This window comes from Psychrobacillus sp. FSL H8-0483 (genome assembly GCF_038637725.1).
Lineage (GTDB): Bacteria > Bacillota > Bacilli > Bacillales_A > Planococcaceae > Psychrobacillus.
The window spans coordinates 3175830-3201531 of record NZ_CP152052.1; the positions used below are offsets into that span (position 1 = coordinate 3175830).

Consider the following 25702-nt stretch of genomic DNA (forward strand, 5'->3'; position numbering starts at 1 on the left):
GACCGCCTTTTCGTCTATACTGACTAGTAAGGCCGCCCTTTATTATTCTTCATTTGAAATAAATTTTGCTAGTGCTACTACTGCTTCTTCTTCATCTGACCCATCTGCACTTAGGTTTACAGTAATCCCTTTGCTAATAGCCAAGCTCATAATACCCATAATACTTTTTGCGTTCACTTTTTTATTGTCTTTTTCCAAATATACATCTGCAATATAACGATTAGCCTCTTGTACAAATAACGCAGCTTGTCTCGCCTGTAATCCTGATGGTAATTTCACTTCCACTTGTTTTTCTGTCATTGTCCTACGCTCCATTTCACTAAATTGTCTCGCCTCTACGAAGTGCGTCTGCAATTTCGTCTATCTTTCGTAAACGATGATTTATACCAGATTTACTAACGTTCCCAGTGGAAACCATTTCACCTAGTTCTTTTAATGTTACATCTTGATATTCCACCCGCAAGCGAGCAATTTCTCTTAATTTTTCTGGTAATTGGTCTAATCCAACCGTATTTTCGATAAATCGTATATTGTCTACTTGTCGAATAGCAGCACTAATCGTTTTATTTAGATTAGCTGTTTCACAATTGACTAAACGATTTACACTATTACGCATATCTCGAATTATACGGACATCTTCAAATTTCAGCAACGCACGATGTGCTCCTGCGATACTTAGGAAATCAGAAATTTTTTCTGCTTCCTTTAAATATGCCACATATCCCTTTTTACGTTCAATTGTTTTCGCATTTAATTCGAATCCGTTCATCAATTCTACTAGAGCGTCACTATGCGTTTTATACAAAGAGTAAATTTCCAAATGATAAGAAGACGTTTCTGGATTATTGACAGATCCTCCCGCTAAGAAAGCTCCTCTCAGATACGCACGCTTGCAACAATTCTTTTTGACAAGCTCTTGTGAAATGGAGTATTCAAATTGAAAACTCTCTTTCAATATTTTTAAATCCTCTAATAGATGCTTTGCTCCATCTCGAACACGGCAAATATAGATATTATTTTTCTTTAATCTCATTTTTTTTCGAACGAGCAATTCTACTTGATAAGGGTATAAAGATTTAATAAGCGTATACAGTCTACGAGCAATTGCTGCATTTTCAGTCTGCACGTCTAAGCTTAACATTTTATTGCTAAACGACAGAGACCCATTCATTCGAATAAGTGCTGATAGTTCTGCTTTTGCACAACAAGGCTTTGACTCTTCTTGAGTCATTTCTTTTTTTGTTTCAGAAGCAAACGACATAATCCGTTTCCCCCTTTCTTGCTAGCGATTACAATTTCCAACTATGTATCTAATTGTAATTCACCCTGCATATTCTACAAGCCATTTCGCTATTTCCATCGCATCATGACGAACTGCTCCATCATACACGACTGAAATGTCTTTTTTAACGATTTCTATGTCTAATGTTTCTAATCGTTCTACATCTATTTTGACAGGTGATGCTTTCTCTTGTTTGTACAAAAACTGCACGTTTTCTGGAATTTCTTCATTACTAATTAACAGCGTATCCAAGAAATTCTCTCCCACATGGCTGATTAACGCTTCTACATGGTCATATGCAGTATAATTACTCGTTTCTCCAGCCTGGGTCATCAGATTACATATATATACTTTCTTTGCCTTAGAACGAATAATTGCTTTCTTGATATCTTCTACTAATAAGTTTGGCAAAATACTAGTATATAGACTTCCTGGACCAATTGCGATGATATCGGCTTGTCGAATGATATTTATCGTCTCTGGTAAAGGTTTTACATCTGCTGGAGAAATAAACACTTTCTCTATTTTCTTTCCATAGTCCGGTATTTTAGATTCCCCACTAATAATTGTTTTATCCTCAAACTGTGCATGAAGCGTTACTAATTGATTAGCGGCGGGTAGAACTTTCCCATGTATATTTAATACACGACTCATCTCTCGAATGGCGTGGGCAAAATCTCCTGTAATAGAAGTTAACGCCGTTATCATTAAATTCCCTAAAGAATGTCCTTCCAATTCATCCGAATTAGAAAAACGAAACTGGAACATTTCTTCTACTAGCGGCTCTACCTCTGATAGAGCAGCCAGGACATTTCGAATATCACCGGGTGGTGGAATATCGTAATCATCCCGTAAGCGACCAGAACTTCCTCCGTCATCTGCAACCGTAACAATCGCTGTAATGTCCACTGGAAACTTCTTTAAGCCACGAAGTAAGGTTGATAATCCCGTACCACCACCGATAATGACTATTTTCTTTCGGTGTGTTGGACGATCCATTAAGTCAATCCTTTCTAATTGTAACATCTCGATGCGTAATAACAGTTTTATCATCCGTTTTTAACAATTTACCGAAATACTCTGCTAACGTAACGGATCGATGCTGTCCACCAGTGCATCCGAATGCTATAACTAACTGCGTTTTACCTTCTCTTTTATATTGGGGAATCATGAATATAAACAAATCGGTTAGCTTGTCAATTAACGTTTTAGTATCAGCCCATTTTAATACATAGCTAGAAACCTCTTCATCTAACCCTGATTTCAGTTGCAACTCTTCTATATAGTATGGATTAGGAAGAAATCGGACATCAAAAACTAGATCGGCATCAATAGGAATTCCATGCTTAAATCCAAAAGACATTACATTGACTGTAAACACCTTGCTACCATTTGCTGAAAATTCATCTTGGATTTTTTCCCGTAATTCACGCGGCTTCATTTTAGACGTATTGTAAATAAATTGCGCTCTTCCTTTTAAATCAGATAATAACTCTCGTTCCATTTTTATACCATCTAACGGTAAACCAGAATTAGCTAGTGGATGAGAACGTCTTGTTTCTTTATATCTTCTTACTAACACTTCATCTTGTGCATCTAAAAATAAAACCTTTGGTGTCACAGCTGTTGCTTCTTGAAGCTGATTGACTGATTCGACTAAGGAATGAAACATATCTCCCCCGCGTAAATCCATTACGGCTGCAATATTCCGTGGTTGTTTATTTGAATCAATCATTAGCTTTATAAATGTGCTTAAAAGTTCCGGCGGTAAGTTATCGATACAATAATAGCCAAGATCTTCAAAACTTTGAATTACTACAGTTTTACCTGCTCCCGACATACCCGTGATGATGACGACTTCAGTTTCAAGCTTTTGTAGACTATCCATTGTTTACCTCTCCCTCCGAAGACTGCTGAATTGTTTCTTTTATCAATGAAAAATCAGTTGTGTAAACAAACGTTCCATATTGCATTCCTTTTTGTTGAACAGCAAATAATAAATTTGTTCGATCCCCTTCTGCCATTGGCAGGTGATGTAACGCTTCTACTGGATGCCATTCTAAAACGCCTTCTCTTGTTTCATGAAATGGTGTGCCTTCTAAATCTTTTGCAATGAATGTGAATAGCATCCACTCATCTTTGCGTTCACCATTCTCTTCGATAACCATTGTATAAATACCTTTTAAATGAGGTTGAATAGGAATGGCATTCGTTTCTTCTGTAAACTCTCTTATAGCAGAAACTAAAATGGACTCTCCTGCTTCCATCTTGCCACCTGGTGCCACATACCAGTTTCTTCTTGGTTTTTTTAATAAAAGTACTTGATCATCTTTACATACAAGTAAATTAGCGATTCTTTGCACGAATTGTCACTCCGCATCTTCCATCTGTTAATACTTTTTATTATACATTAATTTTCACAAAAAGAGGCTGCTTCACGATTAAAATCGAGAAACAGCCTGTTCAAATATTTTCTATATAAAAAGGGGGTCAATTTATATAATTTACTATACACTTTATTTATTTCAAGACGATTACAAATGGATTAAGAAAAAATGTCATCTTAAGCGTTTGTAGTTGCTTTATCTTTTAACTTTTCAATAAAGTGCGCCGCTTCTTGTGCTGCAATACTTCCATCACCAGTTGCAGTAACAATTTGGCGAAGTGTTTTGTCACGCACATCCCCAGCACCGAATATACCAGGTACAGAAGTTTCCATTTTTTCATTCGTCACGATATAGCCATTTTCGTTTAAAATTCCTAAGTTTGCAAATGGTTTAGTTAATGGCAACATGCCCACATATACGAAAACCCCATCTGCTTCGAATTCTTTTTCAGAACCATCAACAGTTGAAACTAAAGTAACACTGCTCACTTTACCATCAGTTCCATTGATTTCTTTTAAAGTTGTGTTCCAAATAAAATCAATCTTTTCGTTTGCAAATGCTCGGTTTTGTAAGATTTTTTGAGCACGAAGCTGATCGCGACGGTGTACAATTGTTACTTTATTGGCAAATTTAGTTAAAAAGGCTCCTTCTTCAACAGCAGAATCTCCTCCGCCGACAACTACAAGGTTTTTCCCTTTAAAGAATGCACCATCACAAACTGCACAATAGCTTACTCCGCGTCCGCCAAGCTCGCTTTCTCCTGGAATGCCCATTTTCTTATACTCCGCACCAGAGGAAATAATAACTGCTAACGCTTTATATTCTTTCCCACTTACTTTTACGGTCTTATAATCTTCACCATCAACAATTTCCGCTACGTCTCCGTAAGCATATTCTGCGCCAAATTTTTTGGCATGATCAAACATTTTTGTCGAAAGTTCAGGCCCTAAAATTGTTTCAAAGCCAGGATAGTTTTCTACTTCTTCTGTGTTCGCCATTTGACCACCTGGAATCCCACGTTCAATCATTAAAGTAGATAGATTTGCACGAGAAGTATACACTGCAGCAGTCATTCCTGCAGGTCCTGCTCCGATTATTATCACATCATATATTTTTTCTTCTGTCATCTCTAATTCCTCCTACAATACTACTAACATCAATCTAACTAATTTTTATGTCCTCTTCAACTTATTTGCCTACGCGTCGAAAAGTGGCAAAAAATGCATTAGTTCATTGACGTATTTCGTAAGCGTTGAAGTAGTAATTCCGTATTGATCTGCATATTGTTTTTTCGTCACATTTTTGGAGCGTGAAGATTCAAACATATATTCAGTAGCAGCTGCAAGTGCTCGAGGATTCTTAAACCCATAACCCTTTTCTAATGCACGCTCGACTAATACAAACCACATTTGAAATAAATAGGTAGCTGATTGCTCTAAAGGTTTATATTTATCGTATAGTAAATCAGTAGTGGCAATTGCTCTTAAAAATGCTTTTTCCGCTACAGATTTTTTTTCAAAAGGATGCCCTAACGAATTAGCTAAAAATAACTTTTCCATTGTCGTTAATTCTTCCACGACAATCCATTTGGGATGAGCAATAATTTCATTTCGATGCTTTGACTTCCCTAGTAAGTAAAAGCCGAATATACGCTCACTGACATGTTTATTTTCCAGTTTTTCCAGAATGAGCTCTTTTTGCTGGTCCGTTGCAGGTTCAATCAAGTCTTTCATTTGAGGAAGCCATGGTTCAAAGCCCGCTTTTTCTGGATCCAGTTTTAATAAGGCCTTCCATGCATTTCGCGCAGCCTCTTCGTGGCCAGAGAAATAAGCAGAATGAGAAAGCCAGAAATAAAAACCTGGATCTCCTTCAAACCCTTTACGCTGTAAGCTTCGCAACCACTTATATGCCTGCTCATATTTTCCAATTAACGCAAACGTAGCCCCTAATTTATATCGATGTTCGATAAAGTAAGGATTAATTTTTGTTAGAAAATCGGTTATTTCTTCTAACTCTTCGGTATTTTTTTCATAATAATGAATGACTGCTAAATTGCAGAGTGCATGGATATTTCCACGATTTTCTCTTAATACCTCATGGAGTAAGGCTTTTGCTTGCTCTTCTTCTCCAATGTAAAAATAAGCAAGTGCTAAATTATTAAACGCAGCCCAAAAATCAGGGTGATCCGTAATGAGGGATTCTAACAATTCTACAGCTTCTGGAAATTTCCCTTGTTCCATTAAACGGCGAGATTTTTCCTGTAAAAAAAGAGCTTCACTGGAAGGTGTATCCACTTGAAGTGATGCGATATCCTCTTGCTCCGTGAAGTCTACAATTTCTATTGCTTCTTCTGTATACTCGCCACGAGTATCCTTCTCTAAATACATTTTTGCAAATCGGTTTGCATCCATAAAATTTCCTAAATGAGCGTTCACTTCTGCTAAAAAGAAAATAATTTCTGATTCATTTGGATCAATGGCATGAGCACTTCTTAACAGCTCATGTGCAAAGTCAAATTTGTCTAATTCCATTTGCAAAATAGCATATTGCATTAGGATTAGTGGGTCATCTGGACTTAAATCTGCAGCTCGTTTTAAATACTTATGTGCTTTTTCATATTGTTCTTTTTGTAGTTCATCTAGTGCTTTTTTATAGTAATATTCGCCAGTAGGCAAAAACGAAATGATGTTTTCCTTTAATATCTTTTTACTTTTTTTATTCAAGTTAGTCCTCCGAAAAATAATAAGGAACGTTCTATAAACGTCCCTTATCAGTATATTCTTCAGTATATCATAAAGTATTATTTTTTATCTGCTTTCGTTTCATGTCTTTTTTTTAATACTTGTAACAGATCATAGAAGCTGACTTGTTGGTTTTGTAGAAGAACGAGCAAGTGATACAGAAGATCAGCTGCTTCCCACTTCAATTCTTCTCCATCATTATTTTTAGAAGCGATAATCACTTCCGCAGATTCTTCTCCAACCTTTTTACAAATTTTATCTACGCCTTTTTCAAATAGGTAAGTAGTATACGCGCCTTCTGGCATGTTTTTTTGTCTTTCTTCAATAATGTTAATCAATGAAGTGACTACATTATATCCTACCGTTTCATCAAATTTCTCCAGATTAGTATGGAAGCAAGTTTCTTCACCGGTATGACATGCTGGACCTTTTGGTAACACTTCTACTATTAGCGCATCGGAATCACAATCGGTACGTATAGAAACTACCTGCTGCGTGTTGCCAGATGTTTCTCCTTTATGCCAAAGTTCTTGTCTGCTGCGACTGAAAAACCACGTTTCTTTCGTTTCTACTGTTTTTGTATAAGCTTCTTCATTCATATATGCAAGTGTTAAAACTTCTCTTGTAAGAGCATGTTGAACGATTACAGGAATAAGCCCTTTATCATCGAATTGTAAGTTGGTCACTTTACTTCCACTCCTTTTTCTCGAACGTAGTTTTTCACTTCACGCACACTTGTTTCTTTAAAATGAAAAATGGAAGCTGCAAGTGCAGCATCCGCGTTTGCCTCTGTGAATGCAGCTAATATATGTTCTACACTTCCAGCACCACCGCTAGCAGTGACAGGGATCGAAACAGCATCCTTCACTTGTTTGGTAATGGCGAGATCATAGCCATCTTTTTCTCCATCACGGTCCATACTTGTAAGTAATATTTCTCCTGCACCAAGCTTTTCAACTTCTTTTGCCCAGTCTACAGCTTTCCAATCTGTTTTCTTTTGGCCGCCATGTGTGTATACGATCCAATCTTCCTCTTTTACAGACCATTTGACATCAATTGCGACAATGATTTTATTGGAACCAAATGTTTTTGCACCTTCCGTAATGACAGTCGGATTGTCAATTGCTGCACTGTTAATGGACACTTTACTTGCTCCAGCATCTAGTAGTTGCTTCATATTTTCCGTTGTACGAATTCCGCCTCCTACGATTAAAGGAATCGAAATTTGAGAAGCTGTTTTTTTCACCACTTCAAGCATAGTATCTCGCCCTTCAATAGATGCCGAAATATCTAAAAACACTAGTTCGTCAGCGCCTTCTTTATTATAAAATGCAGCTAGCTCAGCAGGATCTCCCGCGTCTCTTAGCCCGACAAATTGAATTCCTTTTACAACTCGTCCATCTTTTACATCTAGACACGGAATAATTTTCTTTACCATTTAGTAACCTCCTGCAAAGCTTCCTTTAACGTAAAGCGGTTATTATAGAGTGCTTTGCCAGTAATTACTCCACCGACCGTTGTCTCTTTCGATAGTTTCGCTACTTCTCCAAGATCTTCTAAGGAGCTTATGCCTCCTGAAACAATGATAGAAAGACCAGTTGCTTCTGCCAACTCTTTGTTTGCTGCTAAATTAGGGCCTTGTAGTGTGCCATCTGTTGCAATATCGGTAAAAATAACATGCCTAGCCCCTTTAGAAGCAAAATATTGTCCCACCTCAATCGCTGATTGTGTGGAAGTTTCTAACCAGCCATGTGTTGCTACCATACCGTCCTTTGCGTCTAATCCAATGACAATTCGGTCTCCTCCGAACTCTTCTAGTAACTCAGCCACAAGCTCAGGCTGTGAAATTGCCAGACTTCCAATGATGACACGCGTAACACCATTAGTTAAATAATAGCTTACGTCTTCTTTTGAACGAATACCTCCACCAATTTGCACACGCACTGGAAGCTCTTTTGCTATACGAATGACTTCATTGGCATGAATCTTTTCGCCATCTTTTGCACCGTCTAAATCTACTAAATGAATCCATGTTGCGCCTTCATCTGCAAACTTTTTTGCCATTTCAAATGGAGAATCTCCATAAACGGTTTCTTGCTCATAATCCCCTTGATATAGTCGGACACATTTTCCGCCTTTCATATCAATCGCTGGGTATACTTGAATGGACGTCATGTTTATTCTCTCCCTTTTCTCCCAATAACAAAGTATCTCTTTTCTAGTTAATGTCAGTCTATCCTACATGCGCCTTGCGCTTTTCTTATGTAAGCAAACCTTTAGTGGAAGGAACACCTTTCACTCGTTCGTCTTTCGTAATAGCGTCATCAATGGCACGTGCTAGTGCTTTGAAAATGGCTTCGATCATATGATGCGTGTTTGCACCATAATGAACGATGACATGCACGTTCATTCGGGCTTCCAGTGCGAACTTCCACAAAAATTCATGTACAAGCTCGGTATCGAAGTTTCCAACTTTTTGCGTCGGAAACTGTGCACGAAATTCTAAATGAGGACGATTCGAAATATCAATGACGACTTGTGCAAGGGCATCATCCATTGGAACAAATGCATTTCCGTAACGTTTAATGCTCTTTTTATCGCCTAACGCTTCTTTCACCGCTTGCCCTAGTACAATTCCAATGTCCTCTGTCGTATGGTGATCATCAATATGCGTGTCTCCATTTGCTTTTATCGTCGCATTAAACAAACCATGCTTTGTAAAAAGATCAAGCATATGGTCCATAAATGGTACGCCTGTATCGATTTCTGCTTTGCCTTCCCCATCTAAATCAATTTCTACCCATACTTTTGTTTCATTTGTCATTCTTTCTATTTTGGCCGTTCTTTTATTAGTCATTTTTTGAATCCCCTTTAACCCAGCTTCTTGACTCCACTGATCGAGCATGTCCTTCTAATTGTTCTAGTCTTGCTAAACGTGCAATTTTAGGATATTGCTCTTGCCACATTTCTTCTGAATAATACACAATACTTGTTTTCTTGACGAAATCATCTACACATAATCCACTAGAAAACCGCGCTGTGCTATTTGTCGGAAGCACATGGTTCGTACCAGCAAAATAATCTCCTACGGGCTCGCTACTAAATCTGCCGATAAATATGGCACCTGCATGTCTTATTTTTTTACTTAGCTCTTCTGGCTGCTCCGTAATAATCTCTAAATGTTCAGGAGCTAGATCATTTACAGCTTCTACAGCTTGCTCTAATGATTCTGCAATATAAATGCGACCAAAGTTCTCAATAGAAGCTCTCGCAATTTCTTCCCTTGGAAGTAGCAGTAATTGCTTTTCTACTTCAGCTGCGACTTGTTCTGCGAGACGCTCACTTGTAGTAATTAATACAGAACTAGCAAATCGGTCATGCTCTGCTTGCGCTAATAAATCGGCTGCTACTTCATCCGCAAAAGCCGTATGATCTGCAATAATCGTTATTTCACTTGGGCCAGCGATCATATCAATTGCTACTTGACCAAACACTTCTCTTTTGGCAAGTGCAACATAACTGTTACCAGGGCCAGTAATTTTATCTACCGATTTTATTGTTTCCGTACCATAGGCAAGAGCCGCAATAGCTTGCGCTCCCCCTACCTTATATATTTCTGTAATGCCAGCAATTCGAGCTGCTACTAGTACAGAGGCAGGTAGCTTTCCATCTTTTGATGGAGGTGAAACGATTACTACTCGATTTACACCTGCTACAAGCGCTGGTATCGCATTCATTAATACGGAAGACGGATAGGCTGCAGTGCCCCCAGGGACATATAATCCTACAGCATCTAAAGGAGATATTTTATATTGAATATAAGAATTTTTAGCTAAAGGAAAGTCTATATCTTGACGCGCTTGTTGGGCATGAAAGGCACGGATATTTGCTGCAGCTTCCTCCAAGTCCTGGATCAACTGTGGGTCAAAGCTAGCAAAAGCTTCTTCTACTTCTTTTTTCGTTACTTGTAGAGATGAAAGTTTTACCCCGTCCCATTTCTCCGTATAATTAAAGAGCGCTTCGTCTCCATTCTTTTGGACATCCTCAATTACTTGACGAACCGTTGTTAAGTGATCGACATTTGCTTGTTCCACAGAGCGTTGTAATGAAACTATATCCGTAAGCTTTTCTATTCTCATAGCGTTCCCTACCTTTTATTCAGTTCATTTTTTAATTGTGCGACAAATGCTTGAATTCGTTCACTTTTCACTCGATAGCTAACAGGATTTACAATTAATCGAGAGGAAATATCTACAATCTTTTCATATTCCACTAACCCATTTTCTTTTAGCGTTTGCCCTGTTGAAACAATATCGACAATTCGATCAGCAAGTCCTATCATCGGAGCTAACTCAATAGAACCATTTAGCTCGATGATTTCCACTTGCTCTCCCTTTTCTTTATAAAAGTTCGTAGCAATAGTCGGATATTTTGTCGCAACTCGTGGTGCTATCTCATTCATTGTCGTATTAGGGAGTCCTGCAGTTGCAATATAACACTTACTAATACGTAAATCGATTAACTCGTGTACGTCTCGATTCTGTTCTAATAATACATCTTTCCCAGCAATTCCAATATCCGCAACCCCGTGCTCCACATATACGGGTACATCCATTGGCTTCGCTAAAATAAATTGAATACGCTCTTCAGGAGCTTCCACGATTAACTTTCTAGAATCGCTAATTTCTTTAGGTAAATCAAATCCTGATTCTACAAATAATTTATATGCTTCTTCGAAAATACGCCCTTTCGGCATCGCAATTGTTAACTCATTCACGTAAAGAACCACCTTCTGAGACAATTATCACTTCATCAAAGCTTTGTTTAAAGGTATCTAAGTCATTGACGCTATCCATATATTGAAGCGTAATACGTTCTGCATTTTTTCTTCTCGCTTCAGCTAACACGTTTGCCTTTGAGTAAGATCCTTCATCGAATAAAATCAGCGTATGTTTTTCTTCTACTTCATTTTTAGGTAACACTTCTAAAATTCTGTCCACTCGAATCCCAAAGCCAGTTGCTCCCACTTTTTCATCAAAATGTTTAAATAACTCATCGTATCTACCGCCGTTTCCAATAGGAAACCCACTTCCGGCTGCATGAATTTCAAATAACATTCCCGTGTAATAGCTCATATGACTTGCCAACGAAAAGTCGAAAGAAACGATGGAGGAATCACTTAATTGTAATTCCAATAAATGCTGAAGCTGTTCCACCTGCTCCATTAAATTTTGCTGCTCCGCCGTTAAAAACTGTCGAAAATCTTCTACCGCCTTAGAATCTATCGTATAATTCACTAACTTTGTAAGTGTTTCTTTTTGCTCTACGTCTAGTCCCAAGTCCTCTAGTTTTTGCGTAAATCCTACCATGTTTTTCTCCACTAGAAGTTGTCTTAGAATATCCACCTGTTCGGCTGAATTTGTATGATTAGCTAAAAACGCTGTCAGCATTCCTGCATGTCCAATAGTAATTTTAAAGTTCTCTATCCCTAGAGCCTTTAAAAGCTCTACGGCTGTATAAATAATTTCACTGTCTCCATAAGCACTAAAGTCGCCGATTAGCTCAAGACCTAGTTGCTCAAACTCTGCTGGTCTCCCGCCTTCTCGCTGTTGTGCACGGAAAACATTTGCATAATACGCTAAACGCAATGGATTTTTTTCTTTCAATAATTTTGAAGCTGCAATTCTTGCAATAGGAGTCGTCATATCTGGACGTAGGACGAGCATTTCACCTTGATTATCTACTAATTTAAACAATGAAGACTCATCAATTGCCGATGCTTTCCCGATCGTTTCAAAATACTCCACGGATGGCGTTTTAATAAAGTCATACCCTTTGTTTCGTATAAAATCTCTTGCTGTTGAACGGATATATTCTTTTTGTTCATTTGCTTCCGGAAATGAATCTCTCATTCCTAGAGGTTTCTCGAACATTTGAATTTTACTCATTTCATCACCCCTAAAATTACTTCACTTCACTAGAGAACTAGTATGATAAATTATTTCAATTTTAGCGTATTTTAATCTGTTCGTCAACATGACACAATCTTGCACTATTTAAAGTAAAGGCTTTTAAACGATCATGTTGGTACCTGCCGGAAATCGGCTCTCTTTTCGCGGATTTTCGGCACATAATATTTAGTTTTTAAATAAAAAACAACTGATTCCATTTCATCATTCCAATTTAAATGAAAAAACTAGCAATACTAAAGGAATATATATTTTCACGGAATAAAGTATAGTTGATTTCCGCTATAGGCGGACGCTTTCCGCTGGGGGAGCGAAAAGCCATCACCGCCGCACGCGTCGTTTGTGATGGCTTATCTGTCTCACTCATCACGCTGGAGTCGCCGCCTGCCGCTTCAATCAACAAAGTTATAAATGTTCGTATATTAATGACAAAGTACTATTTATGAAATTAACTCAACTGCTTAATTAATCAGAGCCAAAGCAAAAAGCTATTCTTCCTTAGTCTGTTTTTCTAAGAAGAATAGCTTTCATTTGTTGTTATTTATTATTTCGTTCGATCATTTGTTCTTTCGTATAAATAATACGCATTGGATTTCCTCCAACAAAACAGCCTTCTGGAACGTCCGCATTCACAAGTGTGGCAGCAGAAACAATTGCATCATTACCAATTGACACTCCTGGTAGTATGGTAGTATTTGCGCCGATTAATACTCGATCACCAATTATGACATCACCTATTCGATACTCATCTATTAAATATTCATGCGCTAATATCGTAGTATTATATCCAATAATGGAGTTGTCACCTACTTTAATACGCTCCGGAAACATCACATCCACCATCACCATTAACGCAAATGATGTTTCTTTTCCTACTTCCATCTTTAGAAATGAACGATAAAAAAAGTTTTTCCAGCTTAAAAAAGGGGAGTATCTCGCTGCTTGAATGAAGATAAAGTTTTTGACTACCTTCCAAAAAGGGACTGTATCAAACACATGCCACAACGAATTTGCTCCGCTCACAGGGTACCTTTCTGTTCGCCTCATACTTGCTGACCTCTTGCAATATATAGAAGTTCACTAATATGATGAATCATATATGTAGGCTCATAGGTTGCTAAAAATGCTTCTCCTTTGATTGACCAGGCAACAGCAGCAGTATCTACCCCTGCTCTTTGCCCACCAACGATATCATGAAAATTGTCTCCAATCATCAGTGCGTTCTCTTTATCGACTTTCAATCTATTTAGCGCAAGTTCTATTGGCTCAGGATTTGGTTTTGTATGCTTAACATCATCAAATCCAATAATTGTGTCAAATAAAGTCTCACATTTCATCAGCCGAAGACCTCTCTCAATCATACCTCTTCTTTTTGTCGATACGACTGCTAACTTATATCCTTGTTCTTTTAGTTTGTGTAATGTTTCGACAACCCCGTCAAAAGGTGTTACCATTCCATCGTGCTGTTCAATGTTCCAAGCACGATAAGATGCTATTAGTGATTCCGTTAAGGAAGGATCAATTGCATCAAACGTTTCATGTAAAGATGGACCAAGAAAAGGTATAACCGCGTCTCTATCATATTTCCCAGGAAATCTTTCTCCTAAAACATGTAAAAAAGATTCGATGATTAGCTCATTTGTATCTAATAAAGTTCCATCTAAATCAAATAATAATGCTGTATATGCATTTTTCTTCATGATGTTACCACTTCCTCATGTTTTCTTTGCTCCGATTTTCGCCATATATAGGCGACAATTATCGTCAAAACAAATGCTGTTATTAATCTTATTAATAACAAAGGCAATATCGGGATTCCTAAGGGAACAAAAATTAATGTGTCTTCCACTACTGCGTGACAAGCAACTAGGAAGATAAATACAAGCGTTGCATCCTTTTTACTTACACCATCCTCTTGTACCGCTTGAATCATGATCCCAGCACCATATGCAAGGCCAATGACTAGTCCAGCTACAAGCGTAGGGGAAGCATTTGGTTGTATACCAATTACTTTCGTAAAAGGTGCAAGCTTTTCGGAAAACTTCTGCAAGTAATTTCGATCTTTTAATAGCTGGAAGATTACCATTAAAGGAATAACAATAAGTGCCAACTGTAAAACACCAAACGTCGCTTTTTGCAGTCCGAGTAAAATTATTTCTCCCCAGCCATCTGGTACTTGTTGTGAAACACTTACTACTCCGTACTTAGCAGTCTCTCCACCACCTTGCCAGACAAGATTAATAATGATAGCTGATAAGATAGCCAATCCAAAACGGACTACTAGCACAATCCAAAGCTTCACTCCAACACGAAGTGCAACTCCTGTCTCGATAAAAATATTATGTGAAAAAGATAACATCGTAGCTAATATGAACACTTCTTTTACCGTTAATTCTAGCGAAAGTATTCCTGCAATCCCGGCATATAAATTTAGTGCATTTCCTAAAACCAACGGAATAGCAGCCTCTCCACTAAGACCAAGTAAGCCCATAAAGGGGGATATGAGATTGATAATCCACGGTAGAACAGGAGTATACTGCAATATTACTACTATTAAAGTGATTGGAAAAATTACTTTACTTAATGTCCAAGTTGTCTTTAAACCAGCTAATAACCCTCTTTTTAATGTTCCCATGCCCATCCCCATCTCCATCTTACTTACTTATCTTGATATCGTACCACTGGTTTAATAGTCTTTCTTCTATATATAAATAGAATAATGGAAATCACCACAGTGACTATGGATACAACTTGTGCAGTTCGAAGTTCTCCTATTAAATACAAACTATCTGTACGCATTCCTTCTATGAAGAATCGCCCTACAGAATACCAAGTTAAATAAAATAGGAACATTTCCCCGCGACGTAAATTAACTTTACGAAGAAGGATTAAGATAATAACACCAATTAAGTTCCATATGGATTCGTATAAAAATGTCGGATGATAATATTTCCCATCGATATACATCTGTTCGATAATCCAATTTGGAAGCATTAAGTTTTCTAAAAACGTTCTAGTTACTTCTCCACCATGTGCCTCTTGGTTTATGAAGTTCCCCCAGCGTCCAATCATTTGTCCGATTAAAATACTTGGGGCCACAATATCTGTCAACTTCCAAAAAGAAGTACCTCTTTTTTTTGTAAAGAAATAGGCAGTTAAAAAGGAACCAATTAACGCTCCGTGAATCGCAATTCCACCATTCCAAATTTCGATGATTTTCTCAGGGTATTGACTGTAAAAATCCCATTTAAAGATAACATAATATATGCGTGCACTAATTATGGCGATTGGAACTGCCCAAATTAGTAGATCTGTTAAATATTCTTCATGAAAACCTCTTTTCACCATCTCACGTTGTGCCACAAGAAACGCTAAGATAATTCCGAATGCAATAATTACCCCATACCATCGGACTTCGATCGGTCCAAGTGAAAAAGCTACTGGATCAATTACTTGTAATATATTCATATAAATCTCCCTTCAGCAAATTAATTAATAATTCATTTCTTCATTTTGACTTATAACATCATCTAAACGCTTTGCAAAGTCTTCCGCAGCATTCACACCCATTCGTTTTAAGCGATGATTCATTGCTGCAACTTCAATAATTACGGCTAAATTTCGCCCTGGACGTACTGGAACTGTTAACTTTGTAATGGCCGTATTAATAATTTCCATTTTTTCTTCTTCCAGACCTAGTCGATCATAGGTCTTTTTCTCGTCCCATATTTCCAATTCAATAACGAGTGTAATTCGCTTATAACTTCGGATTGCACTTGCACCAAATAGCGTCATAATATCAATGATGCCTAAACCACGAATTTCCAACAAATGTTCGATTAGTTTCGGTGCACTTCCAACTAATGTCTCTTCGCCTTCTTGTCTAATCTCTACACAGTCATCCGCTACTAAACGATGACCTCTTTTTACTAATTCTAGTGCAGTTTCACTTTTCCCTACCCCACTTTTACCAGTGATCAGTATCCCTACTCCATATATATCTACCAGCACACCATGAACGGCGGTCGTGGGAGCAAGTTTACTTTCTAAGAAGTTTGTCAGCATACTGGAAAATCTAGTAGTTGGCATACTGGTCGTTAATACAGGAACGGATTTTTCATTCGAAGCAATAATTAGTTCTTCTGGTACTTCCATTCCATGTGCAACGATAATAACGGGAGTATCTTGTGCACAAAGCTTTGTCATTCGTTCACTTTTTTCTTTTGGCTTTAATAAATCAAAAAAGGAAATCTCTGTTTTACCCAAAAGTTGTATTCGGTTGGAAGGGTAATGCATGAAATAACCTGCTATTTCAATCCCTGGTCTAGAAATATCGCTAATTGCAATATGGCGTCCAATTCCTTCTTTGCCACTCACTAATGAAAGATTGAACTTCTCTTTTATATCCTTTGTTGTCACATGAGGCATATTTCCAAACTCCTTTCATGCTCTAGCTACACATAGTTACTATTTTAGCATGATTATTTAAATTATTAGTATCCTTTTAACTTTTCTACTTCTATTTATTAATAGAAAGGGGGCCAAGCCTATTGAAAATCATGCTTGATGCAGGACATGGACCAGAAACACCCGGCAAGCAAACAATGGATGGGAGGATGAAAGAGTTTGAATTTAATCAAGCTGTAACACGATTAATAAAGAAGGAACTAGAGGGATGTGGGGTGGTAGTAATTTTAAGCCATCAAGGAGAGTCTGACATCCCCCTAAGCGAGAGGACTGCACTTGCAAATAAACTGGGGGTACAAGTATTTGTCTCCATCCATGCAAATGCTTATGGTACAACTTGGAATGAAGTAAGTGGCATTGAGACTTTTACGTATACAAAGGCTTTGGACCAATCTAAAATACTTGCTAAACTTATTCAAGAATCCTTATGCTCCCTATTAAATCGTAAGGATAGAGGAATTAAGCAAGCAGATTTTGCCGTCGTCCGAGATACGAAAATGCCTTCAGTACTAGTAGAATGTGGTTTCATGACAAATAAAGAAGAAGCAGCATTGTTGCAAACCGAACAATACCGACTCCTCTGTGCTAAAGCAATTACCTTTGCTATTCTTTGCTGGAAAAATAAAAGCTGATGGAATCGTTTAGCGCTTCCATCAGCTTCTCTAACTTTATTCGCCTTCTACTGTGTATCGTACAAGAACTGCTCCGGTTTTAGCTTCTCCATAAACCCTTAACGGCTCTGCCTCGGAATCAACTATTTTAGTAAATCCTACTTTTTTATTTAATAACTGCTCTGTTTGATTCAAATGTGTTACATCAGAAAGCTGCACATCTATTCTTCCAAATTGTGTAGTCGCTTTCCCTTTTAAAGACACGTCTTTCGGTACATATAATTCGACGGTTCCCGCAACTGCAGTTCCTTCTATTTTACGTGCATCCTTGTCTTTTGTCGTTAAAATGACATGTCCACTAACAGATGAACCTTCCACTTCTTTCAATTTTCCATCAACATAGATTCGACCATTCACCGTGTCTACTTCGATAGAATCTCCATTAACACGTTGAACCTGAACCGATCCATTTACAGTCTCAATATCCGCTCTATGAAATGTTAATTCATCCAACTCTACTTTACCGTTTGTCGTTTTTACTTTAAATGAGTTTACTTCCAAGTTTTTTGCAAGAAACTCTCCATTAAACAAACGAGCAGAAATATGGTTGTAGGCTTTCTTCGGAACATATAATGCAACTTGCACAGAAACTGTTTTCATATCACTGTACACACGCAATTTATTTCCTTCAGTAGTAAAGATAAATTCATTTGCAAAACGAGCTTTTGCTTCTTCTTCTGAAGAATTTTTGAACGATTTTACTTTTACTGTTGCATGTGTATACGGTTCATCGGAAGAGTGGATCTCGATTTTCCCATTCGCAATATTAATCGAAATGTCATCAAAGTCTATATTCTCTTTTACAAGCTTTTCTTCAAATATAACAGGCTCTCCAAATGGCATTTCAAAATCAAAATCTTTCATCTTATCTACAGTTCCTTGCATAAAGTGCATAAAACGCTCACCCATTACAGTAAAATCACGTTTTAAATCTTCTATAAAATCGGCATTTTGTTGTTTGTTCTGTGATTTTGATTGTCCATTTGTTGTTTGTTCCTGTTTTAGTTCTTCATTTACTTGTGGAGTGACTGGTATTGATTGTTTGCCAAGTGCTTCTAAAAGTGCTAATCCTTCTTGTGCAGTAATCGTGCCATTTTCAACCATATCTAAAATACGTTTACGTTCTTCTTGCATAGTGAAAATCCTCCTCATAAGTTTAAAGTATGATGCAATTTGCTTACGCTAACTTATACGATAAAATTTCCAAAAAGTTTCATTTACGTTGTAACGGTGTTCTTTTTCTTATTAGATGCTTTGGTAATGACTTCAGCCATTCTTTTTCGATCGCGCTCTAGTATCTTCTTTAAATATCTACCTGTATACGAATCTTTACTTGCTGCTATATCTTCGGGTGTTCCAACTACCAAAATGGTTCCACCCTTATCTCCACCTTCTGGTCCTAGGTCAATTAAGTAATCCGCTGTCTTAATGACATCTAGATTATGTTCAATCACAAGTACAGTATCTCCGCTTTCCACTAAACGCTGCAGTACTACAAGTAAACGGGCGATATCATCGACATGTAACCCCGTCGTTGGCTCATCTAAAATATAAAATGATTTTCCGTTGGAGCGTTTATGCAGTTCGGAGGCTAGCTTTACACGCTGAGCCTCTCCTCCTGAAAGAGTCGTGGCTGGTTGTCCTAGTTCCATATAGCCTAAGCCTACATCGAAAAGCGTTTGTATCTTTCTACTAATTTTCGGATGATTCTCAAAAAATACAAGTCCGTCTTCTATTGTCATTTTTAATACATCCGCAATGTTTTTGCCTTTGTAATGTACTTCCAATGTTTCACGATTGTATCGTTTGCCATGGCATACTTCACAAGGTACATACACATCTGGTAAGAAGTGCATTTCTATTTTAATGATGCCATCCCCACGACAAGCTTCGCAGCGACCACCTTTTACATTAAAACTAAATCTACCTTTTTTATATCCTCTTACTTTTGCTTCATTTGTCGTCGCAAAAAGATCTCGAATATCATCAAACAGTCCTGTATACGTAGCAGGATTCGATCTAGGCGTACGTCCGATTGGAGCCTGGTCAATATCAATTACTTTCTCTAGTACTTCGATTCCTTCAATCCCTTTATTAGCTCCCGGTTTCACCTTTGCGCGATTCAATTTTTGGGCAAGTGATTTATATAGAATTTCATTCACCAATGTACTCTTTCCAGAACCAGATACTCCAGTTACTGCCGTAAATACTCCTAATGGAATGTCCACACTTACATTTTTTAAGTTATTTTCAGATGCACCTTTAATTTTAATATAACGACCATCTGACTTTCTTCTTTCCATTGGAAGAGGGATAAATTTTTCCCCACTTAAGTACTGACCAGTGAGGGATTTTTTGTTTTTCATTACTTGTTCAGGTGTACCTGCTGCAACAATTTCTCCACCATGAATTCCAGCTCCAGGTCCTACATCGATTAAGTAATCAGCAGCCATCATTGTATCTTCATCATGCTCGACTACAATTAGTGAGTTACCAATATCGCGCATATTTTTAAGTGTTTCGATTAAGAGATCATTATCTCGCTGATGCAATCCAATGGAAGGCTCATCTAAAATATATAACACACCTGAAAGTCTTGACCCTATTTGTGTTGCTAATCGGATTCGCTGTGCTTCTCCGCCTGATAGCGTACCTGATGCACGGTTTAATGTTAAGTAATTAAGACCAACATTTTCTAGGAAACCAAGTCGCTCGTTTATTTCTCTTAGTACTAATCGAGCAATTTGCATATCTTTTTCAGATAGCGATAGCTGGTCGAAAAATCTATTTGCCTCTTCAATGGAAAACTGCGTTACTTGACCTATATGCAAGGAATCTACTTTTACCGCCAATGTTTCTTCCTTTAAACGATAGCCTTTACAACTTGGGCAATCATGCTGAGCCATATATTTTTCCATCTGCTCACGAATGTAGTCAGAAGAAGTATCTTTGTAACGACGCTCAATATTGGAAAATACGCCTTCAAATTGAATTAAATTATCTCGAACTTGTCCAAACTCATTTTCATAACGAAAACGGATATTTTCCTTACCTGATCCATACATAATTTTGTTCCACTGATCTATTGGCAATTTTTCTACTGGAACATTCATTTTTATTTTGTAATGCTTGCAGACAGCTTCTAATAATTTCGGGTAATATTGTGAGCTTGTCGGCTGCCAAGCAACAATTGCTCCCTCCGCAAGGGTTAAGCTTTTATCCGGCACAACTAGTTCTGGATCTACTTCTAGCTTTGTTCCAAGTCCATCACAATCGGTACATGCACCAAATGGACTGTTAAAAGAAAACATTCTAGGCTCTAACTCTCCAATAGAAAATCCGCATATCGGACAGGCATGATGTTCACTAAATAGAATTTCTTCATGCTCCATCACATCAATTAAAACGCGTCCGTCTGCAAGGCGTAATGCAGATTCAATGGAATCACTCAACCTTGCAGCAATTCCTTCTTTCATCACAATTCGGTCTATGACCACTTCAATATTGTGTTTTTTATTTTTATCTACATTAATATCATCATCTAAATCAATTAACTCTCCGTCTACTCGAACGCGTACAAAGCCTTGTTTTTTCATATCTTCGAGCAACTTCACATGTGTTCCTTTTCGTCCCGATACAACTGGAGCAAGAACTTGCATTTTGGTTCTTTCAGGATATTCGCTCAAAAGGTCTACCATTTGCTCAATGGTTTGAGACGATATTTCCGTCCCATGCTTAGGACAAATTGGTTTCCCCACACGCGCATAGAGTAAGCGTAAATAATCATAAATTTCAGTTACCGTCGCTACAGTAGAACGAGGATTTTTACTTGTCGTTTTTTGATCAATTGAAATAGCTGGAGAAAGACCCTCTATAACATCCACATCTGGTTTATCCATTTGACCTAAAAATTGTCTTGCATATGCCGACAATGATTCTACGTATCTGCGTTGGCCCTCGGCATATATAGTATCGAATGCTAAGGAAGACTTTCCGGAACCAGATAAGCCCGTCATTACAACAAGCTTATCTCTTGGTATTTTTAAACTTATATCTTTTAAATTATGTGCACGAGCACCTTGAATAATAATCTCTTGGTTTTTCAACAATTCTCATCCTTCCAGCTTCAATTCCAAAATCGCATCACGTAATTCCGCAGCACGTTCAAAATTAAGTGCTTTTGCAGCATCTTTCATCTCTTTTTCAAGATTTACTAATAGTGCACCTTTTTCTTCTTTTGTTAAGGTTTTTCCACTCGTTAACTGCTGTGCATAACTCGCTTCTTCTTCCGCCACTTGTGATGCACGAATAACCTCTCGAATTTTCTTTTCAATTGTTTTCGGTGTAATTCCATGCTTTTCGTTGTATTCCATTTGAATTGAACGACGACGCTTCGTTTCATCGATTGCTTTACGCATAGAATCAGTTATTTTATTTGCATACATAATTACTTCGCCGTTCGAGTTTCTAGCTGCACGACCAATTGTTTGAATTAGTGAACGCTCTGAACGTAAGAATCCTTCTTTATCTGCATCTAAAATGGCTACAAGAGAGACTTCCGGCAAATCTAGTCCTTCTCTCAACAAATTAATCCCAATGAGAACATCATATGTCCCTAATCGAAGCTCTCTTAAGATCTCAATCCGTTCTAACGTTTTTATTTCAGAATGTAAATACTGCACTTTAATCCCGATTTCTTTTAAATAATCCGTCAAATCTTCCGACATTTTCTTCGTCAATGTCGTAATAAGTACACGCTCATCTTTAGCTGCCCGTTCGTGTATTTCATTGATTAAATCATCAATTTGTCCTTCAATCGGCTTCAATGTAATGACTGGATCCAGTAGTCCTGTTGGACGAATAATTTGTTCCACCATTACTGGCGTATGTTCTAGCTCATATGGTCCTGGAGTTGCCGAGACAAACACAGCTTGATGAACATGCTCTTCAAATTCACTGAATGTAAGTGGTCTGTTATCTAATGCTGATGGTAACCGGAAGCCATGATTCACCAGAACGGATTTTCTAGCTTGGTCACCATTAAACATTCCTCTTACCTGAGGTAATGAAACGTGACTTTCATCAACTACTAATAAAAAGTCCTTCGGAAAATAGTCAAGCAAAGTATAGGGAGTTGCCCCTGCTTCACGGAGTGTCATATGACGAGAATAGTTTTCGATTCCTGAACAAAAGCCCATCTCTTGCATCATTTCTAAATCATAACGAGTACGTTGTTCTAGTCTTTGCGCTTCTAGTAATTTATCTTCACTGCGCATAATTTTTAGTTGTTCCTCTAGTTCTTTTTCTATGTTCTCAATGGCGATTTTCATTTTTTCTTCGCGTGTTACGAAGTGAGATGCAGGGAATATTGCTACATGTTCACGTTCCGCTAATATTTCTCCTGTGAGCGCATCTACTTCTCGAATGCGATCAATTTCATCTCCAAAAAATTCTACTCGAAGACATTTCTCATCCCGCGATGCAGGGAAAATTTCCACAACATCCCCTCGAACGCGAAAGGCGCCTCGTGTGAAATTAATATCATTGCGTTCGTACTGAATGTCGACAAGTTTACGCAATAACTGATTTCGTTCAATTTCCATTCCAGTTCGAAGTGACACGACCATATCTCGATATTCTTCTGGATTTCCAAGGCCATATATACATGATACGGATGCGATAATGATGACATCTTTTCTTTCAAATAATGAAGATGTTGCGGAATGTCGTAGCTTATCTATTTCTTCATTGACACTTGAATCTTTTTCTATATACGTATCTGTTTGTGGCACATACGCCTCTGGTTGAAAATAATCATAATAACTAACGAAATACTCTACGGCATTATTAGGAAAGAACTCCTTAAACTCACTATACAATTGTCCTGCAAGTGTTTTATTATGTGCCATTACAAGAGTCGGTTTATTTATTTGTTGGATGACATTTGAAATTGTAAATGTTTTACCTGTACCAGTCGCACCAAGTAATGTTTGATGTTTTTTTCCTTCTTTCACCCCTTTTACTAATTCCTTAATTGCTTCTATTTGATCCCCTGCTGGCTCATACGGAGCTTGCAAATCAAAAATTTGTTCCATATGTTTGCCTCCCATTATTTGAATATTTTTAGTTTAACATACTCTCTTTTTGAAAACGAATAAAACGAACATACGTTTTTTAAGAGTAGAAATAAACAAATAGTAAAGCACCATTTTTACATGATAAATTCTAAATCCACAAAAAAAAAGCCGCTCTGCATAAGCGGCTTTTCAATTATTTAATTGGTGCAATGCATTCGTATACTGCTCAAATGCATCTTTATCTTTTCGATCAAGTGCTTCATCTATTAACTCCAATAATCGATAACTACTTTGTTCCCGGTGGACAATGTTCAAAAACATATCTAAATATATTTCGTTCAACAATTTTTCGGCAGAGCTTTCTTTTCTAGGTTTACCCATTGCTTTCATAAAATCTGCATATGAATATTGTTTGTCCATCTCCATCACCCCGATGCCTTTTTTTCATTATATAAAAGCTCCAGGTAACTTGCAATCATTTTGAGAAAATTTTGATTTTATAGTTAATGGTCGGAATTCCGAATATTCGTTATTTAGACTTGTATTTTTACCATATTTAACTATAATTAATGTATATTTTACTATTGAGGAGTGAGTATTATGTCTAAAAAAACAGAAGATCAACCCTTCCTTGTTTCTTTTGAAACTGCTGTACTTCAACCGATTGTCATCAATAACAAAGTTTTCACAAAGGTTGTAAATTTTTCTGGTGAATCACTAGTGATAGGCAGAAAGCCATACGATATTGTTCGTCACTCTTGTTCGTTTTACGGTTCTTCATTTCCACAGTCTGTTAGGCTATCGAGAGAGGTAATTGGAAACTATCTTAAACTTCCTATTGTTATTGCTCATGACTATGGAAACCCATGTATTCTTATTCCTATTCTTTCCCCAAAATCGGACCTAAACGTATGGTTTTCCTTTAGAGCTATTGAATCATTTGTTCCTTCTGATGATGGTTGTTCCATTGTATTAACAAATGGACAAAAGATCCAAGTTACTTCTTCTTCCAATACAATTAGCCGCCAAGTTGCATTTGCAAATATTTTAAATATGCATTTCCTTAAACGTATGAGCCATCTGTTGAATACTGGATTTATTACAACAAGAAACTCACTTCCCCAAAAAAATAAAAATTTACTGCATTAATGTAATTTCTCTACAATTGCTAAATACATTGTAAGTAGTTCTTCCACACGGTTGCGGAGTCGGACATTTAAGTAACGACGATGTTCTTCATAGCCTCCATGGAAAAACACATATTCTGTGAACATGTCATCTCCTTCTCCGCGAAGAACTTTCATGCTATATCGCTTCATATAGATATGCGTCTCTTTTAATTCTTTTTGTACTTGCTTTGCGGCTTCTTCCACCATTGCTATATATGGGCGTTTCAATTTAAAAGGTCCTTGCTCAAAAATCTTCCGATCCTTCTCTAAAATAGTAAATACCATTGGGAGATAAATCATGTTTTCAAAATATGGGATAGCCTCATCTGGTATTAGTGGCATTTTTCATCCTCCTAAAAAGAACATTTGTTCTCGTTTTATTGTACAACTTTTAGAGGAAAATGCAACAATTTAGATATAACATCTTTTGGTAGCAATTGTAGAAACATATAACCCTGCTACATTCAATATGGAAAATATGAAAGGCGCAAGTGCCCTTTAAGTGCAATACCTGTTTGCAGACGTTTCCGCATTGCTTTGGAATGAACTTTAGCTACACCATTACCGAGAGATTTTAAGGAGAGGAGGATCGTGACGCTAGACACGATCCTCCTCTCCGACTGTAGACAAACTCACTTTTGGGTGTACAGGGTTGTATACTAAATTCGGCAAGGACCACCACTTCGCTTTCCGTGGGCTCGGCTTCAGCCTCCTCGTCACTGCGTTCCTGCGGGGTCTTCTGCTCAAGCTGTTCCCACAGGAGTCTTCGTGGTGGTCCTTGCCTTATAAACAATTCCTTAGAGATATCCACTACTTTTACTATTTATTGGATGGAGCAACCACTTTATCAAGATAGTTCTTGCTACCAAATTATTAACTCTGCTTTGCAGGTAATGTATTGGAGTTCTTATTTCATTTAAAACACCATGAATACTGGGT

General features: G+C 37.5%; 26 protein-coding genes. 2 read left to right on the forward strand and 24 right to left on the reverse strand.

Going from position 1 to position 25702, the window contains the following annotated elements:
- Positions 1 to 42: 42 nt before the first annotated feature.
- The 19 genes from MHB48_RS15350 to hprK form a co-directional block, all read right to left on the reverse strand.
- Positions 43 to 300: an HPr family phosphocarrier protein gene (locus tag MHB48_RS15350; protein WP_340922816.1), complete on the reverse strand. Its 258-nt coding sequence runs from the start codon at positions 298 to 300 to the stop codon at positions 43 to 45.
- A gap of 19 nt (positions 301 to 319) precedes the next feature.
- Positions 320 to 1261, reverse strand: a complete 942-nt coding sequence (gene whiA / locus MHB48_RS15355) for a DNA-binding protein WhiA (protein ID WP_340922819.1) — start codon at positions 1259 to 1261, stop codon at positions 320 to 322.
- Between the two features lie 60 nt (positions 1262 to 1321).
- Positions 1322 to 2281 (reverse strand): YvcK family protein, encoded by a 960-nt coding sequence (locus MHB48_RS15360; protein ID WP_342598826.1) that lies wholly within the window; start codon positions 2279 to 2281, stop codon positions 1322 to 1324.
- A 4-nt stretch (positions 2282 to 2285) separates the two neighbouring features.
- Positions 2286 to 3170 carry an RNase adapter RapZ gene (gene rapZ, locus MHB48_RS15365; protein ID WP_342598827.1) on the reverse strand — a complete coding sequence of 295 codons (885 nt, stop codon included), beginning with the start codon at positions 3168 to 3170 and terminating at the stop codon, positions 2286 to 2288.
- A complete protein-coding gene (locus MHB48_RS15370) occupies positions 3163 to 3645 on the reverse strand; it encodes an 8-oxo-dGTP diphosphatase (RefSeq protein WP_342598828.1) in 483 nt (160 codons plus the stop codon). Before MHB48_RS15370 ends, rapZ begins: the two co-directional genes overlap by 8 nt.
- A 200-nt stretch (positions 3646 to 3845) precedes the next feature.
- Positions 3846 to 4796 carry a thioredoxin-disulfide reductase gene (gene trxB / locus MHB48_RS15375; protein WP_342598829.1) on the reverse strand — a complete coding sequence of 317 codons (951 nt, stop codon included), beginning with the start codon at positions 4794 to 4796 and terminating at the stop codon, positions 3846 to 3848.
- A gap of 69 nt (positions 4797 to 4865) precedes the next feature.
- Positions 4866 to 6392, reverse strand: coding sequence for a tetratricopeptide repeat protein (locus MHB48_RS15380; protein ID WP_342598830.1), 1527 nt, complete (start codon positions 6390 to 6392; stop codon positions 4866 to 4868).
- A gap of 77 nt (positions 6393 to 6469) precedes the next feature.
- Positions 6470 to 7096, reverse strand: coding sequence for a bifunctional phosphoribosyl-AMP cyclohydrolase/phosphoribosyl-ATP diphosphatase HisIE (hisIE, locus tag MHB48_RS15385; protein ID WP_342598831.1), 627 nt, complete (start codon positions 7094 to 7096; stop codon positions 6470 to 6472).
- Positions 7093 to 7848, reverse strand: coding sequence for an imidazole glycerol phosphate synthase subunit HisF (hisF, locus tag MHB48_RS15390; RefSeq protein ID WP_342598832.1), 756 nt, complete (start codon positions 7846 to 7848; stop codon positions 7093 to 7095). Before hisF ends, hisIE begins: the two co-directional genes overlap by 4 nt.
- The gene (gene hisA, locus MHB48_RS15395; protein ID WP_342598833.1) at positions 7842 to 8585 is read right to left on the reverse strand and encodes a 1-(5-phosphoribosyl)-5-[(5-phosphoribosylamino)methylideneamino]imidazole-4-carboxamide isomerase; all 744 of its coding nucleotides are present in this window, start codon (positions 8583 to 8585) and stop codon (positions 7842 to 7844) included. The genes hisF and hisA overlap by 7 nt, the downstream gene beginning before the upstream one ends.
- Before the next feature lie 85 nt (positions 8586 to 8670).
- On the reverse strand, positions 8671 to 9267 hold the full coding sequence (hisB, locus tag MHB48_RS15400) for an imidazoleglycerol-phosphate dehydratase HisB (RefSeq protein WP_340922843.1): 597 nt from the start codon (positions 9265 to 9267) through the stop codon (positions 8671 to 8673).
- On the reverse strand, positions 9260 to 10549 hold the full coding sequence (gene hisD / locus MHB48_RS15405) for a histidinol dehydrogenase (RefSeq protein WP_342598834.1): 1290 nt from the start codon (positions 10547 to 10549) through the stop codon (positions 9260 to 9262). The genes hisB and hisD overlap by 8 nt, the downstream gene beginning before the upstream one ends.
- An 8-nt stretch (positions 10550 to 10557) precedes the next feature.
- The gene (gene hisG / locus MHB48_RS15410; RefSeq protein WP_342598835.1) at positions 10558 to 11187 is read right to left on the reverse strand and encodes an ATP phosphoribosyltransferase; all 630 of its coding nucleotides are present in this window, start codon (positions 11185 to 11187) and stop codon (positions 10558 to 10560) included.
- Positions 11180 to 12358 (reverse strand): ATP phosphoribosyltransferase regulatory subunit, encoded by a 1179-nt coding sequence (locus MHB48_RS15415; RefSeq protein WP_342598836.1) that lies wholly within the window; start codon positions 12356 to 12358, stop codon positions 11180 to 11182. Before MHB48_RS15415 ends, hisG begins: the two co-directional genes overlap by 8 nt.
- Positions 12359 to 12916: 558 nt before the next feature.
- A complete protein-coding gene (locus MHB48_RS15420; protein WP_340922850.1) occupies positions 12917 to 13426 on the reverse strand; it encodes an acyltransferase in 510 nt (169 codons plus the stop codon).
- The gene (gene ppaX / locus MHB48_RS15425; protein WP_342598837.1) at positions 13423 to 14079 is read right to left on the reverse strand and encodes a pyrophosphatase PpaX; all 657 of its coding nucleotides are present in this window, start codon (positions 14077 to 14079) and stop codon (positions 13423 to 13425) included. Before ppaX ends, MHB48_RS15420 begins: the two co-directional genes overlap by 4 nt.
- Positions 14076 to 15014 (reverse strand): nucleoside recognition domain-containing protein, encoded by a 939-nt coding sequence (locus tag MHB48_RS15430; RefSeq protein ID WP_342598838.1) that lies wholly within the window; start codon positions 15012 to 15014, stop codon positions 14076 to 14078. Before MHB48_RS15430 ends, ppaX begins: the two co-directional genes overlap by 4 nt.
- Before the next feature lie 23 nt (positions 15015 to 15037).
- Positions 15038 to 15847 carry a prolipoprotein diacylglyceryl transferase gene (gene lgt / locus MHB48_RS15435; protein ID WP_342598839.1) on the reverse strand — a complete coding sequence of 270 codons (810 nt, stop codon included), beginning with the start codon at positions 15845 to 15847 and terminating at the stop codon, positions 15038 to 15040.
- 24 nt (positions 15848 to 15871) lie between these two features.
- The gene (gene hprK, locus MHB48_RS15440) at positions 15872 to 16807 is read right to left on the reverse strand and encodes an HPr(Ser) kinase/phosphatase (RefSeq protein ID WP_340922856.1); all 936 of its coding nucleotides are present in this window, start codon (positions 16805 to 16807) and stop codon (positions 15872 to 15874) included.
- A gap of 131 nt (positions 16808 to 16938) precedes the next feature.
- On the opposite strand from hprK, the gene MHB48_RS15445 reads away from it, so the two are divergent.
- The gene (locus tag MHB48_RS15445; protein ID WP_342601401.1) at positions 16939 to 17478 is read left to right on the forward strand and encodes an N-acetylmuramoyl-L-alanine amidase; all 540 of its coding nucleotides are present in this window, start codon (positions 16939 to 16941) and stop codon (positions 17476 to 17478) included.
- Between the two features lie 36 nt (positions 17479 to 17514).
- On the opposite strand, the gene MHB48_RS15450 is transcribed toward MHB48_RS15445, so the two are convergent.
- The 4 genes from MHB48_RS15450 to MHB48_RS15465 all read right to left on the reverse strand — a co-directional run bounded on the left by MHB48_RS15450 (position 17515) and on the right by MHB48_RS15465 (position 24014).
- Positions 17515 to 18651, reverse strand: a complete 1137-nt coding sequence (locus tag MHB48_RS15450; RefSeq protein WP_342598840.1) for a DUF4097 family beta strand repeat-containing protein — start codon at positions 18649 to 18651, stop codon at positions 17515 to 17517.
- Positions 18652 to 18734: 83 nt separating this feature from the next.
- A complete protein-coding gene (gene uvrA / locus MHB48_RS15455; RefSeq protein WP_342598841.1) occupies positions 18735 to 21623 on the reverse strand; it encodes an excinuclease ABC subunit UvrA in 2889 nt (962 codons plus the stop codon).
- Between the two features lie 6 nt (positions 21624 to 21629).
- Positions 21630 to 23612, reverse strand: a complete 1983-nt coding sequence (gene uvrB, locus MHB48_RS15460; protein ID WP_342598842.1) for an excinuclease ABC subunit UvrB — start codon at positions 23610 to 23612, stop codon at positions 21630 to 21632.
- A gap of 171 nt (positions 23613 to 23783) precedes the next feature.
- A complete protein-coding gene (locus tag MHB48_RS15465) occupies positions 23784 to 24014 on the reverse strand; it encodes an IDEAL domain-containing protein (protein WP_340922866.1) in 231 nt (76 codons plus the stop codon).
- Between the two features lie 180 nt (positions 24015 to 24194).
- Here MHB48_RS15465 and MHB48_RS15470 point away from each other — a divergent pair, with 180 nt between their 5' ends.
- Complete coding sequence (locus MHB48_RS15470; protein ID WP_342598843.1) at positions 24195 to 24743, forward strand: competence protein ComK; 549 nt, start codon at positions 24195 to 24197, stop codon at positions 24741 to 24743.
- Here MHB48_RS15470 and MHB48_RS15475 read toward each other — a convergent pair.
- Positions 24740 to 25105 carry a hypothetical protein gene (locus MHB48_RS15475; protein ID WP_342598844.1) on the reverse strand — a complete coding sequence of 122 codons (366 nt, stop codon included), beginning with the start codon at positions 25103 to 25105 and terminating at the stop codon, positions 24740 to 24742. The two genes, MHB48_RS15470 and MHB48_RS15475, sit on opposite strands and share 4 nt — an antisense overlap.
- Between the last annotated feature and the right edge of the window lie 597 nt (positions 25106 to 25702).